Raw genomic sequence first — 15,108 nt, 5'->3', positions numbered from 1 at the left:
CGACGATGACCTGAAACCCGGAAAATCCCTTCGCGCCCATACCGAAATCAGGAGACCTGACGGTGGAATTCATTAACCCCGATGTCGTCGACCTGTCGCGCTTCCAGTTCGCGCTGACGGCATTGTACCATTTCATGTTTGTGCCATTGACACTCGGCCTGACATTCATGCTGGCGGCCATGGAGACGGTGTACGTCGTCACCGGCCGGCAGATCTACAAGGACATGGCCCAGTTCTGGGGCAAGCTGTTCGGCATCAACTTCGCCATTGGCGTGGCGACCGGCATTACCATGGAGTTCGAGTTCGGCACCAACTGGTCCATGTATTCCCATTTCTTCGGGGACATGTTCGGCACGCCGCTGGCGATTGAAGGGCTGATGGCCTTCTTCATGGAGTCCACCTTCGTTGGCCTCATGTTCTTTGGCTGGGACCGGTTGAGCCGGCAGGCGCACTTGGCCATTACCTATCTGGTGGCCCTTGGCTCCAACCTGTCGGCGCTGTGGATCCTGATCGCCAATGCCGGCATGAACATGCCCGAAGGCGCGCATTTTGATCCCGAGACCATGCGCATGCAGTTCGAAAGCTTTGTCGACCTGGTCTTCAACCCCGACGCGCAGGCGAAATTCGTGCATACGTCGGTGGCGGGCTATGTGTCGGCCGCCATGTTTGTCATGGGCATCAGCGCCTTTTACCTGCTGCGTGGCCAGCACCGGCAGTTTGCCGCGCGGTCGTTCCGCATGGCCGCGCTGTTCGGCATCATATCCACCGTGGCGGTCATCACGCTGGGCGATGTGCTGGGGCGGCTGGATTATGAAAAGCAGCCGACCAAGATCGCCGCGATCGAAGGGCTGTGGCATACCAGCAACCCGCCGTTCGAACCGTGGATCGTCGCCGCCCTGCCCGATGACGCCAGGCAGGAAAACCACTACGAGATCGGCGTGCCGCTGGTCCTGACCCCGCTGATCACCCACACGTTTGACCAGCCCATTACCGGCATGCACGAACTGGAGGACGAAGCAGGCCCCCGCATCCGTTCCGGTATCGACGCGGTTGCGGCGCTGCGCCGCTATGGCGTGACCCACAGCAGCACGGACCTTGCGCAGTTCACCGCGCATGAGCAGGACATGGGCTACGGCCTGCTGGCCACCCGCCATGCCCCCGGTCAGGATGTCACGGCCATCCCAGCTGACCGGATTGATGATGTGGTCAAAGCGACCCAGCCCGATATCCTGCCCAACGTGTTCGTCACGTTCTGGTCGTTCCGGCTTATGGTGTTCCTGTCGCTGTGGTTCTTCGCGCTGTTTGCCATTTCGGCCTATCTCAGCCTGAAGCGCCGGCTTGAGCGCAGCCGCCTGCTGCTGAAGCTGTGCATGTGGTCGATCCCGCTGCCGATCCTGGCGACCGAGTTCGGCTGGATCACGGCGGAGGCAGGCCGCCAGCCCTGGACGGTGTTTGGCTGGCTGCCCACCTTCCTTTCGGCCTCCAGCCACGGGGTGTCCTACATGGTGTTTTCGCTGGTTGGCTTCGTGCTGCTCTACAGCGTGTTCATCGCGGCTGAACTGTATCTCATGTTCAAGTTCGCCCGCCTTGGTCCCGACCATGACAGCATGGAACCGCACGCGCCTGCTACGCCCAGGGCCTCCGCCTTTGACATGCGTCCCATGGCGTCCTGACAGGAAACGGTGAAATGGAACTTTACGCGATACTGAAAATAGTCTGGGCCGCCGTACTGGGTGTGCTGTTCATCGGCCTGGGCACCATGGTCGGCATGGATATGGGGGTGGGCACGCTGCTGCGCTTTGTCGGGCGCAATGATGGGGAACGGCGCACCGCGCTGAACATCATCGGCCCCCACTGGGATGGCAACCAGGTCTGGTTCATCCTTGGGGGCGGCGCGATCTTTGCGGCCTTCCCCACGCTGTACGGCACGTCGTTCTCGGCCTTCTATGTGGTCATGATCACGCTGCTGTTCAGCATGATCCTGCGGCCGGTGGCGTTTGAATACCGCTCCAAGGCGGACAGCACGCTGTGGCGGGCTGGCTGGGACTGGGTGTTCCTGGTGTCGGGCTTCGTGCCGATGTTCATCTACGGGGCCGCGTTCGGCAACGTGCTGGAAGGGGTGGGCTACCACTTTGGCTGGACGGGGCAGTATTATCAGGATGAATCCTTCCTGTCCTACCTGCTCAACCCGTTTGCCATCCTGTGTGGATTGATGTCCGTGGGGCTGAGTGTCTATCAGGGCGGGGCGATGCTCATGCTGCGGGCGGATGACCCGATCTGGTCGCGCGCCCGGCGTTATGCCATGGGCGGCGGCCTGGTTGCGGCCACCCTGTTCGTAATCGGCGGCATATGGGTGCGGTTCATGCCCGGTTTTGTCATGACCGCGCCCGTCAATCCCGCCATGCCCGCCAACCCGCTGCATGGGCAGTCGGTGGCGATGGTCGCCGGGGGCTGGATGCATAACTTCCACGCCCATCCCGCCCTGTGGCTGCTGCCGCTTGCGGGGGTGGGCTGCATGCTGGCGGGTGTGGCCATGCTGGCGGCTGGCCGCGCGGTTGCGGGATGGTGGCTGGGGCTGGGGGCATGGGCTGGCACCATCACCACGGTTGGCTGCGCCATGTTCCCGTTCCTGATGCCGTCCTCCACCGCGCCGGACCAGAGCCTGACGGTATGGAACAGCACCGCCAGTGAATATGGCCTTGGCTGCATGCTGGTGGTGGCGGGGATCTTCGTGCCGATCATCCTGTCCTATACGTCGTGGTGTTATTACGTCATGCGCGGCAAGGTCCATACCGCCGATGTCGTGAACGACACCCATAGTTACTGATTGCGAGGTCGTGATGACAAAGATTCTGCGCCTGGCCGGTCTGGCCGTTGTCCTGGTCGTGTCCCTGCTGTTCGCCGTATTCGTGGGGGATCAGGGGCCGTGGTATTTCGCATGGGTGATCGGCACGGTCATGATCATCCTGATTTCCGGGGCTGGCGCGATCATGCTTGATGCCCAGTCCAGCCTTTCACCCGATGGGGAGATCTGACCATGATGGGAGATCTTGAACGGATCATTTTCTTCATCCCGATGATTTACATGGGGCTTTACCTGATTGCCTACCGCTGCGGACGGCGCTGGTTCCCATGACAGGAATGGCGGTGGGTCTTGCTTCATCTCACGCCCGCCGCTATGTCACGGCATCACCCTGCCGATGATGCGAAGCACGCCACCCGGGCATCCACGGGTGGCGTGTTTTGTTTTGTACGGGTTGTGCCCGCTGGCGGTGGATACATCATGCCAGATCGCCGGCATTATCCGTTATGATGACCGGCCATGCTATGCCCATGCAGCACATGCATAAGGAGCCAGCCGTGCATAATCTTGATTTCAGTTCATGGCACAGCCTTCTGGCCACGGCGATCGGGCTGTCCCTGATTACGTTGATGGGCGTGGGTATCCGGCTGCTTGTCATGGTTGCGGTCCAGCAGCGGCGCGAGCGTATGAACCGCCAGATCAACGAACGCCTGCGCACCCTGATCGCGGCCTATCGCACGCTGGGCGGGTCCTTTACCGGCGATCTGGCCGTGGACCCGCGGCATCGGCGGGAACTGCGGGTTATGGGGGATGCGGACGCGCTGACCCCCGCCCGCGCGGATGAAGGAACGGATACGGTCAATGCGGCCGGGTCCGACCGTGCCCGGCGTATCCGTGACGCCGTGGAAGCCGCCTTGTCGGATATCATTTTGCTGGGAACGGAGGAGCACGTCCGCCTGGCGGACCATGCCGCCCGCGAACTTGTGACAGGGCAACGCGTGCATACGCATGACCTGGTTGTCTCCCTGCGCGATTTCATCCGCAGGGCGCTTGACCTTGAACCCATTCCTGCCGACCTTGCCCTCCCGATGCAGGGGCCGGCCCGTGCGCAGGCATCAGGAAACCGGGGAAAGGAAGAGGGCAGGAAGGACGGTACAGGGGGTAATGCTGGCGGCGCGGGCATGCAGGCGGGTGGCGATACGACCATAGCGGGTGACAGTCACCTGGATGACCCCGGAAACACGTCGCGGCATTGATGATATGGCAAGGTCGCCAGTCATCACTGTCCGTCCCGCGCAGGCGCAAGGCCAGACGGGCGGACGCGATGGTCTGGAACCGGCATGAAACGCAACCACAGCCAGCCGCTGATGGCAGCGATGACCGATCCTGCGAATATTCCCATCTTGGCCAGGATAACAAATTGCGATGCGGGAAAGGCAAGGCCCGAAATAAATATACTTATCGTAAATCCAATGCCACAGAGCAATGAAAGCCCGAATAGCGTTTTCGTGGATGTCCCGGAGGGGAGCGTCGCGATTTTCAATCGTACCGCCAGCATTGTTGTCCCGAAAACCCCGACAGGCTTGCCGATGAGCAGCCCGAGCATGATGCCAAGCGGCAGGGGGGCAAGCAGCATGGCCGCATGCATCCCCGCAAGGGAAAACCCCGCATTCATGAAACCGAACAGTGGTAGAACACCCCATGTCACGACAGGGCCGAGAATTCTGGCTGTTATGTCCAGGGGCGTGGATTGCCGGATTGGCCCGCCAGAGGGTTTTGCGGGCAGGAAAAGCCCGGTAATGACCCCGGCCAGTGTCGGGTGCAGGCCAGAATGCAGCAATGCGACCCACAGGAATACGCCACCGGCAGCATAGGGCCAGACTGTCGCGATACCTGATCTGTTCATGCAGGCCAGTACTGCGGCAATGATGAAAACCGCGATCAGGGCGCCCCAGTACAGGGATGTTCCGTAAAACAGGGCTATGACGATAATCCCCAGGACATCATCAAAAATGGCCAGGGCCATCAGCCATATCCTGGCGGCGGTCGAAACACGCGGGCCAAGCGCCAGGATGATCGGCAGGGTAAAGGCGGCATCCGTCGCCACGGGAATGGCCCAGCCGTCTGAAATATCGGCATGGCCATGGGTGACCAGACTATACGTCAGTGCAGGCGCCATCATCCCGCCGACCGCCCCGATCAGGGGGAGTGCGATCTGGCGGGAAGAGGACAGGTGCCCTGAGATGATTTCCGTCTTGATTTCAAGGATCACCGTCAGGAAAAACAGGGTCATCAGGCCGTCCGAGACCCATCCGGCACTGGTGTCCGGCCCCTGTGGCCCCAGCAGGGAAACCGCCATGGGCCATGTTGTCAATGTCTCGTAATCCGCAGCCCATGACGAGTTCGCCAGGACAAACCCCAGAATCGATGCCAGCAGCAGAATGCCTGCGCCACCGGCAGGGGACGTGAAAAAGCGGCGGATATGATCGGGGAAACTGCGCATTCCCATGTATTGAAGGAATTGGAACCCAAGGACAAGGACAGCGACGGTTGCCAGCCACTGGCATCCCCTGTTTCCCACACGTCACATGGCGTGTATTTGGCGGCCTTGGATTATTGTTTTTTAAATATCATAAAAATCATGTAAAAAATTAACATATATTTATATAAATTTTAAAATTACAATAAAGTATTAGTAAAATTGATTTCTGAACATGCCTTGTAGACTGTTTGAGACGCCATCTCATGATAGCGCTTTAAAATTAAAAGAAGTTTTTGGTGAAGCTTTTTTCCAGAAAGCTTCGGAAAACGCCGCCATGCTTGCCCGGGATGCATGGTACCCTTCGGCAAACCGGGCATTTTTCCTGTTTTTGGGAAAAGGGGCTGCAAGTAACATTATCGCCTGATGAGCCACATGACGAATGATAATATGACACTTGCAAGCACGCAGGTTGTCACGGGAAGATAAACGGTAAAATTCTGCCTCTGTATCAGGATGTCCCCCGGTAGCCGACCAAGCGGCAGGCGCGAAAGCAGTGGCCAGCACAGGCCTGCCAGGAGAAGGAGCAGGCCGATGGCAATCAGAATGCGGGACATGGAAGGGTATCCGTAACGGGTCAGTCAGTCTGTCTATGTGCTACAAGATGGATACATCCCGGTCGCGATACAACCCGCCGGGCTGCCTCTACACGTCAGGTCAGGCCTGTTACGGCCGGAAACCGCCCATAGACCGCCATTTTTATCCTGCGACCCATGCGGGTCGGCAGGTGGCGGATACATCATATGTTCGTCCTGTCGTCCTGTCGGCATATGTACACGATCGGGCATGTGGGGCTAAACTGTCTATATACGATATGGTGCCAGTTCGGAATGATCTGGATTCGCAATATCCGTGTGGCCTGCTCCCGGCCGCCTGAAAGACCCGCCACCTGATTCCAACGCGCATAACCTTACGAATTCGAAATATATCTCTATGATGGGTGCAAACGGCAACCCGATGTCTGGCGATCCCTATCCCGTCGCACGCGGCGCCCCACGACGGTATTTCGGAACGATCAGCGCATGTTTCCAGGTGCCGGACCGGGATCACCTGCTGAGAATGAGGTAAGAACGTATGAACAGCCTTTCACCGCCTGCGCCCAGGGTAAAGACGGTTCCGGAGAATGCGGTGCTCAAGGACCGGCATGTTTCCATGATTTCGATCGGGGGGGTGATCGGGGCCAGCCTGTTCGTGGGGTCGGCCACGGCCCTCTCCACGGCCGGGGCCGGGGCGCTGTTTTCATATTTTCTGTGCGGCCTGCTGGTCATGTGCGTGACGCGGATGCTGGGGGAAATGACCGTCGCGTCCCCCGGCAAGGGTTCGTTTGTCGGGCAGATCCGCCGTGGGCTGGGGCTGCGGGTCGGTTTCATCGCGGGATGGATCTACTGGATCATGTGGGCCACCCTGCTGGGGCTGGAGGCAATCGCCGCCGCCAGCTTCCTCAGTCCCTATCTGCCGCTTCCCTATCTGGTCATCGAATTGCTGGTGATCGGGATCATGACGGGGGTCAACCTGTTTTCCGTAAGGGGATATGGGGAGTTCGAGTACTGGTTCTCGGTCCTCAAGATCACCACGATCGTGGTTTTCATCCTGATTGGCCTCTCCGTCCTGTTCGGCATGAAAGGGGCCGCCAGCCCGGGTGGGGCGCTGTTTTCCGCCGCCGGGCTGATACCGCATGGCCTGTTTACCCTGCTGGCGGTCATTCCCGGTATCATGCTTTCCATGGCGGGGTCGGAAATAACGACCATCGCCGCATGCGACAGCTCCGACCCCGCCGGTAACGTGGCCCGGTCCACCCGGACGGTGGTGCTGCGGATCATGATCTTCTATCTTATCTCCATCGGGCTTATTATCTTCCTGCTGCCACTGTCGCGCGTCGTGCCGGGATATTCGCCTTTTCTGTCGACGCTGGAATATATCGGCGTGCCGTTTGCCTCGGCCATGATGACGGCCGTCATGCTGATCGCGACATTGTCGGCCCTTAATTCGGGCATATACATAACATCACGTATCCTGTGCGAACTGGCGGAAAATGGCGATGCGCCCGTAACCTTCCTTCAGCGCAACGCAAAAGGCACCCCCGTGCGAGCCATCCTGTGCGGCTGTGGGGTCGCGGTTGTCGTGGCGCTGGTGGGCATGGTGGCGCCGGGGCGGGTATTCGGTTTTCTGGTCAGCGCGAGCGGCACCTTCATCCTGTTCGACTATGTGCTGATTGTCGTGGCGCATATCCGCCTGCGTCGCGCCTGCATGGCCAGGGGGGAGACGCCCGCGCTTCCCATGTGGGGGTTTCCGTTCCTGTCATATGCAACGTTGGGTGCGCTGCTGGCCACGCTGGTCACCATGTTCTTCGCGACCGAGCATACGCGTCAGGAAATCGTGCTGAGCACGATCAGCCTTGGCGTCATTATCGTGATCGAAAACATCTCGTTCGGGCGCTGGCGTCGTAACGGATACGCGCAGGCGGCCCGGGCAGGGCGCCAGGCAGCCGTTCCGGTGGGGGCGTCCGATACATCGCGTTTTTCGTGACGGTCTGAACCTGATCCTTTCAGCGATTGTGGTGGAGTACACATGGTCATGGCTTCCATTTCCTATAAATCCCTTCCCCCCAGCCTGTATGCCGCCGTCAGCCCGCCCGGGCCGGTCACGACCGCATTGCAGGGGGAACACATATGTGAAACCGCGCTGATCGGTGCGGGATTTACCGGCCTGTCGGCGGCGCTGCATCTGGCCCGGGCAGGGTCGGGGGTCATGGTGCTGGAAGCCAACGAGATCGGCTGGGGCGCATCGGGCCGTAATGGCGGGCAGGTCAATCCCGGCCTCAAGACCATGCCGTCCGAGGTCGAGCGTGACTTTGGGTCCCATGGGGCGGCACTGGCCGATGCGGCGTGGAACGCTCCTGACCTTGTGTTTGACCTGATCGCGAAATACGGCATCAAATGCGATGCGGCGCGTGGTGGTACGATCCGTGCGTCCACGGCGGAGGGGCATCTTGCGCATGAACGGGAACTGTTCAGTGAATGCCGTGACCGGGGCGGCCCGGTCACCTGGCTGGATCGCGCGGACATCGCCACCCGCACGGGCAGCAGCCGTTACCGTGGCGGCTTTATCGACGCGCGCGGGGGCCAGGTCAATCCACTGGCCTATACGCGCGGGCTTGCGCAGGCCGCGATCGATAACGGTGCGGTTATCCACACCAGGTCGCCCGTCATGTCCCTGCGCCGGGCAAACGGAAAATGGCAGGTCAGGACACCACAGGGCAGCGTAAACGCCACGCATGTCGTCTTCGCCACCAATGGGTATTCAGGGCGGTTGTGGAACCGGCTGCGTCGCACCCTCGTCCCGGCCTACAGCGCCATTATCGCGACGGATCCGCTGCCTGCCCCCTTTGTAAAGCGCATCCTGGCCGATCGTGAAGTCGTGTATGAGATGGGCGAACTGGTGACATATTACCGGATTGATGGCGCAGGGCGCCTGCTTATCGGCGGGCGGTCCGCTTCCCGCGACCTGTCAGGCCCCGCGGCATTTCCGTTCCTGCAGGAATATGCCTGCAAGCTGTGGCCATTTCTGGGGGGGACGGCATGGCGGTATGGATGGAATGGCCAGCTTGCCATGACCCTTGACCATTATCCCCACTGGCATGAACCGATCGAGGGGATCATGGCCTGCGTAGGGTATAATGGCCGCGGGGTGGCGATGGGGACCTTGATGGGACGGGAGATCGCACGCCGGATCAGCGGGGTTCCCACTGGGGAAATCCTGCTGCCGGTTTCACCCCTGCGTCCTATCCCTGCGCATTTTGGCTGGCGCCTGGGTGTTGCGGGGGCGGTACTGCGGGGCAGGATCATGGACGCCCTGGCGAAGTGATGTGTTGGCACGGCGTTGGTGGCAATTGACGGCGGCCATGGCCGGATGACGGTAGGGGGACACGCATGCCCCTGATACCGCTGTCACCACGTTCCCCCAGCCACCCGAGCGGGGGGATCAGTCCTGCTTTCTTCCGCATTGCATGGGCGGCACGTCATTGGGGGGCTGGACTGCGGCATGGTCGCTGCCTGTCACGTAGTCCTGCAGTTCCTGTGCCTCCTGTTCCGCATTTTCGGCACGGAGCTTGACGATATCCCCGATACTGACCAGCCCCGCCAGTTTCCCGTTTTCCAGAACGGGTACATGCCGGTTGCGGGAATACGTCATGCGGCAGGCAATATCATAAATACTGTCATCGGGTGTTGCGGTCGGTATGTCCCTTGCCATGATGTCCCCTGCGGTCAGGGTCGTTATGTCCGCGCCATGCCGGGACAGGGCATGGACAATCATTTTTTCCGATACAAGGCCAACCAGTTGCCCATCCGGGCCAAGAACGGGTGCGCCGCCAATATTATGCCGCGCCAGCGTGGCGGCGACGCTCAGGATGGGATCGTCCGCCCTGACGGTAATGACCGTACGGCCTTTCTGCGCCAGAATATGAAAGACACGAGAGGACATGGGACAATCCTTTCCATGTTTTGGATAACCAAAAACCGGTCCCGTCAATGCGTCATCCCGTCCGGCAGTCCAGGCGGGGCAGGGGGCGCGGGAAGCAGCGGGTGGATGGCGCGGGCGGGAAAAAGCCCCCCGATCACCACGATTATGGTCAGAACGATGACAAGCGCCGCCAGTTCCGGGCGGGCATGCCGCTTCAGGGGATGGGCAGGTAACAATGGCGCCGTCATCATGATACGGATAATGTTCAGGTAATAATACAGCCCGATAATGCTGCCGATTATGAGGGTGCACAGCAGCACGTCACGCTGGTGTTCGACGCCGGTTGCAGCGACCTCGAATTTCGCAAGAAAACCGATGCCCGGTGGGATGCCCGCAAGCGAAAACAGCATGAGCGCCATGGCTGACGCCAGGAACGGGCGGCTGAAAAACAGTCCCCGCCACTGTGCGATGCGTGTGCCATCCGGTCCGTCCGGGCTGGCAAAGGCGGTCATGGTCGCGAATACACCCAGCGTACTGGCGGCATAGGCCGCAAGATAGACGGTTATGGCCCCCGATTGCACATGGCCGGGACAAAGGAACGCGATCAGGAGGTATCCTACATGCGCAATGGATGAACAGGCCATAAGGCGCGTGAGGCTGGTCTGGCGCAGGGCGAGCAGGTTGCCCGCCATAATGGTCAGGATAATGACAACAGATACGATATCATTGAGGAACGGAGGCTGCGCCCCTGTTCCGAAATAGCGGACAAGTGCTGAAAATATCGCGATTTTCGAAACCACGGCCACAAATGCCGCCACCGGAACGGGTGCGCCTTCCATCACGTCCGGCAGCCACATATGGAAGGGGGCAGCGGACAGCTTGAAGAACATGCCGGCAAGAACCATGACCGTGGCGGCAACCGGCAATGCGGCGGGCATCCCGCCTGCCGCGACGGGTGGCGTGAACCGCAGGGACCCCGTAACGCCATAGGCCAGGCCAGTGCCGAACAGAAAAATGGCGGACGATACCCCTGACAGGATCAGGTACTTCATCGCGGCCTCACACCCTGCCATGACAGGACGGTAGCGAAAGGTCGCAAGCCCGGTGATGGAGACGCCAAGTATTTCCAGTCCCAGGAAAAACGGCATGTAATTGGCGCTGAATACCATGGCCAGCGCACCAAGCGTGCCCAGCATGAACAGCAGGGAATATTCATCGACCCGCGTGGTCCCGTCATGCCCCCTGTCCCGCCATGACATGAGCAGGATGCACAGGGTGGAAAATATGATCAGGGCGGCGGTATAGCTCGTCCAGCGATCCTGGATGAACAGGCTGTCGCCATTATCGGGCCGTCCGCCCGTATGGCGCCCCACGACGGCAAGGGCCAGCAGCAGCGTCACCATCGCGCATGCAAGGCTGCGTCCCGCCGACCGGCGCCACACCGTGGCGGCCAGCATGACCATGATCCCCGAAGGGACGGCCAGCAGCGGGGCTGGCAGGAAGACATCATGCCCGATCATGGTGTGGCTGCCGTCTGGCCGGTTACATCCGTAACCGGCAGGGGGGATGGCGTCGAAAACGTCATGAAAGGCTGCGGGTACAGGCCCAGCACGACCAGGAAGGCCATGACGCAGGCGAAAACCGCCATCTGCCGGGCCGGGATGTCCCGTACGGGTCGCAGGTCAGCCCGGGCGGCCGCCAGGAATATGCGGTTGACCATCCGCAGCGCGTAGATCGCGGACAGGACCAGCCCCGCCGTCGTCAATGTCGCGATGGTGGGGCTGACATGCCATGTCGCCAGCAGGACAAGGAATTCGCCCGTGAAATTACCCAGTCCCGGCATGCCCAGCGCGGCCACGGCAAAGAACAGCCCCGTGCTGGACAGGCGTGGCATGGCCGCCCACAGCCCGCCAATGCGGTGCATGTCGCGTGTATGCAGCCGCTCCTGAATGGCGCCCGCGACCAGGAACAGCGCCGCCGTGCCCAGCCCATGGGCCAGCATCTGTATGATCGCCCCCTGCATCCCGATGCGCGAGCCAGTAAAGATGCCAAGCAGTACGAAACCCATGTGGCTTATGCTGCTATAGGCAATCAGGCGCTTGACATCATCCTGCGCGCACGACAGCCACGCCCCGTACAGGATCCCCGCAACGCCAAGCCCCATGGCGATGGGGGCAAAACGGCTGGCCGCATCGGGAAACAGCATGACATTGAACCGGATCATGCCATACCCCCCGGTCTTGAGCAGGATGCCCGCCAGCAGCACGCTGGCCGCCGTCGGCGCCTGTGTATGGGCATCGGGCAGCCAGACATGGACCGGCACGACAGGCAGCTTGACGGCAAAGGCGGTGAAGAACCCCAGCATGAGCAGCATGGACAGGGCAGGGGACAATGGCGTGCGGGCCAGCGTAAAGTAATCAAACGTCAGCACGCCGCTTTCGCGATAATGCGCAATGACCAGGCCAAGGATGGACAGCAGCATGAGCAGGCCGCTGCCCTGCGTGAACATGAAAAACTTCATGGCGGCGCGCTGCCTGTCCTCATGCCCCCATGCGGCAATCAGCACGAACATCGGCACCAGCATCAGTTCCCAGAAAAAGAAGAACAGGAACAGGTCAGTAGCCAGGAACGTACCGATAATGCCCGTAAGGGTCGCAAGGAAAAGGAAATGGAACGCGCCGGCATTGACCGTGACCTGACGGGTGGCCAGAAACAGGCACAGGAAGCACAGGATGAGCGAAAGCCAGATCAGCGACAGCGAAAGGCCATCCATGTCCAGCCTGACCGCGATGCCCATGGCCGGGATCCATGGCGTGGAAAAATGCCCCAGCCACGGTCCCGCATGGTCGGGATGGCGGACCGTGACCAGCACAAGCAGCAGTGTTTCGACAATCAGGATGCCAAGCGCCACCCACCATGATGCATCGCGCGCGGGGCTGGCGGTATGGGGCTGGATGCGCTCGGCCAGCCATGCCAGCCCACCACCCACGATGGGCAGCAGCACAAGGGCGGGCAGGGGGGTCATGACAGCACCGCCATGGCCAGCCCCGCGCACAGCCCGCCTGCAATCCATGCCGCGTACCACCGCACACGGCCATTATCCAACCGGCCCAGCAGGTGTCCCGCCCATCCGCGCGCCCGCGTTCCCCATACGGCCAGCTTGTCCAGAAAACCGGCCCTAGCCCGGAAAACCCGGCCACTGATGGCCCGCGTCATCCGCCCCGTCCCGGTTATGGCCTGGTCTAGGATGTCATGGTGCGCAAGCCACGTCAGCAGGCGGAAGGGCTGGACGAACACAAGGTCATACAGCGCATCCATGCCCCAGCCGGCGCGGGCAAGGCGGGTGATGGCCGCCTGTCCGGGTATTTCACGCATGACAGGCGCTGCACGCCCCCACAGCACCCGGGCGACCCCAAGCCCGGCAAGGGGGGCGAGCGCCCCCGCCAGCACAAGCCAGACCGGTTCATCCGCATGTGATAACGGCGTTTTCGGGTCAAGGAGGGCAGTGAACAGGTGAAGGGGGGGAAGCGTATCGGGCATTTCAATCACTCCGCCACACAGGGAGAGGAAGCACAGGCAACCCAGCGGAATGCCCATCAGGCGTGACGTCCGGCCCGTGGCCACGGTTCCCGGTTTTCCGCAAAAGACAATGAAAACACAGCGGAAAATATACAGTGCGGTGAGGAAGGCCCCCAGCAGCGCCATCCCCCATAACGGATGCCCGCTCAGGGTCCATTCCCGCGTCAGGCCGAAATGGACATGCCATACACCCGACAGGATCATTTCCTTGCTGTAGAACCCCGCCGTCACCAGCGGCAGGCCGGCCAGCGCGGATGCGCCCACAACAAAGGCGGCGGTCAGTCCCGGCATGGCGTGGCGCAGGCCACCAAGGCGGAAAATATCCTGTTCGTGTCCCGCGCGCATGATGACGGCGCCAGCCGTAAGGAAAAGCAGCGCCTTGAAAAAGGCATGGGTCATCAGGTGAAACAGCGCCGCCTGCCACACCCCGCACCCAAGGGCGAGGAACATGTAACCAAGCTGGCTGATCGTGGACCATGCAAGGATGCGCTTGAGGTCGGACTGCACCATCGCCGTGCAGGCCGCCATAAGCAGCGTCAGCGTTCCAAGCACGGCCGTAAGCGCCATGACGGGGGCGGCCATGGCGAACAGGTCATGCAGCCGTGCGATCAGGTAGACGCCCGCGGTCACCATGGTGGCCGCGTGGATAAGGGCGGAAGTCGGCGTCGGCCCGGCCATGGCGTCCGGCAACCATGTCTGGAACGGGACCTGCGCCGATTTGGCCAGTGCGCCCACCAGTATGAAAAGTGCCGCCACATTGACGCCGGACGGGGCGACCTGCCCATCCGCCACCGCGGCCAGCACGGCCCCGATATGCAGGGAACCGGCGGCCGTCGCCAGCAGCAGCAGCCCGCACAGCAATGCCGCATCCCCCATGCGGGTCATGTAGAAGGCCTTGCGGGCCGCAGCGGTATTGGCCGGGTCGTCATACCAGAACCCGATCAGCAGGTAGGAGCACAGGCCCACGCCTTCCCACCCGATGAACAGGCACAGCAGGTCGGACGCCAGCACCAGCACCAGCATGGCCGCCACGAACAGCGTCATGCAGCTGAAAAAGCGCGCGATCCCCGGATCCTCGCGCATGTAGCCCACGGCATAGACATGGATCAGCAGCCCCACCACCGTGACGACGAGGACCATGACCATGGAAACCCGGTCCAGCGTAAGGGCGATATCCGCCGAAAATCCCGCGACATGAATCCAGCGCCACAACACCACCGGCAATACGCCCGCCGCAGGCCCGGACAGGAGCATGACAGACAGGATGATGCCCAGAATGGCGGAAAGCCCTACCCCGACGCAGGCGATCGCCCCGATGGCACATGTCCCCACGCGGCCTGCGGAAACAGATATGATCATGGACGCCACAAGCGGGCAGAGGATAAGAAGGGGAAGCAGGATCTCACCCACGGCCCTGTCCCCCCAGAAGGTTGCCGGTGTCGGCGTCCAGCGTGGGGCGTCCGTGGGCATGCAGGCACATGATGATGCCAAGCCCCACGGCCGTTTCCACGGCGGCGAGGGCCAGGACCAGTACGAACATCACCTGCCCCGTCGCATCATGCCAGCGCGCGCCCGCCGCCACGAACACAAGGGCCGTGGCGTTGAGCATGATGTCCAGCGCCATCAGCATGAACACCATGTTGCGCCGGACCAGAATGCCCGCCAGCCCGACCGAAAACACGATTGTGGCCAGCAGCAGGGTATCGTTGAAGGAAAAGGCCGGCAT

General features: G+C 61.4%; 14 protein-coding genes. 7 read left to right on the top strand and 7 right to left on the bottom strand.

The window, feature by feature from the left end; translation table 11 throughout:
- Positions 1–62: 62 nt before the first annotated feature.
- From CFR76_RS03255 to CFR76_RS03240, 4 genes are all read left to right on the top strand, one after another.
- Positions 63–1,673, top strand: coding sequence for a cytochrome ubiquinol oxidase subunit I (locus CFR76_RS03255; RefSeq protein ID WP_110555785.1), 1,611 nt, complete (start codon positions 63–65; stop codon positions 1,671–1,673).
- Positions 1,674–1,687: 14 nt separating this feature from the next.
- Positions 1,688–2,827, top strand: a complete 1,140-nt coding sequence (gene cydB, locus CFR76_RS03250) for a cytochrome d ubiquinol oxidase subunit II (RefSeq protein ID WP_110555784.1) — start codon at positions 1,688–1,690, stop codon at positions 2,825–2,827.
- A gap of 13 nt (positions 2,828–2,840) precedes the next feature.
- Positions 2,841–3,035, top strand: a complete 195-nt coding sequence (locus tag CFR76_RS03245; protein WP_110555783.1) for a hypothetical protein — start codon at positions 2,841–2,843, stop codon at positions 3,033–3,035.
- Positions 3,036–3,360: 325 nt separating this feature from the next.
- The gene (locus tag CFR76_RS03240) at positions 3,361–4,059 is read left to right on the top strand and encodes a hypothetical protein (protein ID WP_110555852.1); all 699 of its coding nucleotides are present in this window, start codon (positions 3,361–3,363) and stop codon (positions 4,057–4,059) included.
- 23 nt (positions 4,060–4,082) lie between these two features.
- Here CFR76_RS03240 and nhaA read toward each other — a convergent pair whose 3' ends face one another.
- Positions 4,083–5,306, bottom strand: coding sequence for a Na+/H+ antiporter NhaA (gene nhaA, locus CFR76_RS03235; RefSeq protein WP_244191760.1), 1,224 nt, complete (start codon positions 5,304–5,306; stop codon positions 4,083–4,085).
- A 211-nt stretch (positions 5,307–5,517) separates the two neighbouring features.
- Here nhaA and CFR76_RS17655 point away from each other — a divergent pair, with 211 nt between their 5' ends.
- A complete protein-coding gene (locus CFR76_RS17655; RefSeq protein ID WP_146222630.1) occupies positions 5,518–5,709 on the top strand; it encodes a hypothetical protein in 192 nt (63 codons plus the stop codon).
- Here the strand turns inward: CFR76_RS17655 and CFR76_RS03230 are convergent.
- Positions 5,699–5,899, bottom strand: a complete 201-nt coding sequence (locus CFR76_RS03230; protein ID WP_110555781.1) for a DUF2905 domain-containing protein — start codon at positions 5,897–5,899, stop codon at positions 5,699–5,701. The two genes, CFR76_RS17655 and CFR76_RS03230, sit on opposite strands and share 11 nt — an antisense overlap.
- A 517-nt stretch (positions 5,900–6,416) precedes the next feature.
- On the opposite strand from CFR76_RS03230, the gene CFR76_RS03225 reads away from it, so the two are divergent.
- On the top strand, positions 6,417–7,868 hold the full coding sequence (locus tag CFR76_RS03225; protein WP_244191759.1) for an amino acid permease: 1,452 nt from the start codon (positions 6,417–6,419) through the stop codon (positions 7,866–7,868).
- Positions 7,869–7,916: 48 nt separating this feature from the next.
- Positions 7,917–9,206 (top strand): NAD(P)/FAD-dependent oxidoreductase, encoded by a 1,290-nt coding sequence (locus CFR76_RS03220; RefSeq protein WP_244191758.1) that lies wholly within the window; start codon positions 7,917–7,919, stop codon positions 9,204–9,206.
- Between the two features lie 117 nt (positions 9,207–9,323).
- Here CFR76_RS03220 and CFR76_RS03215 read toward each other — a convergent pair whose 3' ends face one another.
- The 5 genes from CFR76_RS03215 to nuoK are packed head-to-tail and all read right to left on the bottom strand — an operon-like array spanning position 9,324 to position 15,108.
- Positions 9,324–9,824, bottom strand: a complete 501-nt coding sequence (locus CFR76_RS03215; protein ID WP_110555779.1) for a CBS domain-containing protein — start codon at positions 9,822–9,824, stop codon at positions 9,324–9,326.
- A 44-nt stretch (positions 9,825–9,868) separates the two neighbouring features.
- Entirely contained in the window at positions 9,869–11,323 is a 1,455-nt protein-coding gene (locus CFR76_RS03210; RefSeq protein ID WP_110555778.1) for an NADH-quinone oxidoreductase subunit N, read from the bottom strand.
- Positions 11,320–12,828, bottom strand: coding sequence for a complex I subunit 4 family protein (locus CFR76_RS03205; protein ID WP_110555850.1), 1,509 nt, complete (start codon positions 12,826–12,828; stop codon positions 11,320–11,322). The genes CFR76_RS03210 and CFR76_RS03205 overlap by 4 nt, the downstream gene beginning before the upstream one ends.
- Positions 12,825–14,792, bottom strand: a complete 1,968-nt coding sequence (gene nuoL, locus CFR76_RS03200) for an NADH-quinone oxidoreductase subunit L (protein WP_110555777.1) — start codon at positions 14,790–14,792, stop codon at positions 12,825–12,827. The genes CFR76_RS03205 and nuoL overlap by 4 nt, the downstream gene beginning before the upstream one ends.
- A complete protein-coding gene (gene nuoK / locus CFR76_RS03195) occupies positions 14,785–15,108 on the bottom strand; it encodes an NADH-quinone oxidoreductase subunit NuoK (RefSeq protein WP_110555776.1) in 324 nt (107 codons plus the stop codon). The genes nuoL and nuoK overlap by 8 nt, the downstream gene beginning before the upstream one ends.

The organism is Komagataeibacter swingsii (assembly GCF_003207895.1).
In the GTDB taxonomy this organism is placed as follows: Bacteria; Pseudomonadota; Alphaproteobacteria; order Acetobacterales; family Acetobacteraceae; genus Komagataeibacter; species Komagataeibacter swingsii.
Note: the sequence above shows the minus strand (reverse complement) of the source record. Positions and strands in the feature narration are given on the sequence as shown.

What these genes read in the sequence shown, in the direction of transcription:
- cydB (WP_110555784.1), top strand. Translation starts at nt 1,688, where the DNA reads ATGGAACTTTACGCGATACTGAAAATAGTCTGGGCCGCCGTACTGGGT.
- CFR76_RS03245 (WP_110555783.1), top strand. Translation starts at nt 2,841, where the DNA reads ATGACAAAGATTCTGCGCCTGGCCGGTCTGGCCGTTGTCCTGGTCGTG.
- nhaA (WP_244191760.1), bottom strand. Translation starts at nt 5,306, where the DNA reads ATGCGCAGTTTCCCCGATCATATCCGCCGCTTTTTCACGTCCCCTGCC.
- CFR76_RS17655 (WP_146222630.1), top strand. Translation starts at nt 5,518, where the DNA reads ATGCCTTGTAGACTGTTTGAGACGCCATCTCATGATAGCGCTTTAAAA.
- CFR76_RS03230 (WP_110555781.1), bottom strand. Translation starts at nt 5,899, where the DNA reads ATGTCCCGCATTCTGATTGCCATCGGCCTGCTCCTTCTCCTGGCAGGC.
- CFR76_RS03225 (WP_244191759.1), top strand. Translation starts at nt 6,417, where the DNA reads ATGAACAGCCTTTCACCGCCTGCGCCCAGGGTAAAGACGGTTCCGGAG.
- CFR76_RS03220 (WP_244191758.1), top strand. Translation starts at nt 7,917, where the DNA reads ATGGCTTCCATTTCCTATAAATCCCTTCCCCCCAGCCTGTATGCCGCC.
- CFR76_RS03215 (WP_110555779.1), bottom strand. Translation starts at nt 9,824, where the DNA reads ATGTCCTCTCGTGTCTTTCATATTCTGGCGCAGAAAGGCCGTACGGTC.
- CFR76_RS03210 (WP_110555778.1), bottom strand. Translation starts at nt 11,323, where the DNA reads ATGATCGGGCATGATGTCTTCCTGCCAGCCCCGCTGCTGGCCGTCCCT.
- CFR76_RS03205 (WP_110555850.1), bottom strand. Translation starts at nt 12,828, where the DNA reads ATGACCCCCCTGCCCGCCCTTGTGCTGCTGCCCATCGTGGGTGGTGGG.
- nuoK (WP_110555776.1), bottom strand. Translation starts at nt 15,108, where the DNA reads ATGCCGGCCTTTTCCTTCAACGATACCCTGCTGCTGGCCACAATCGTG.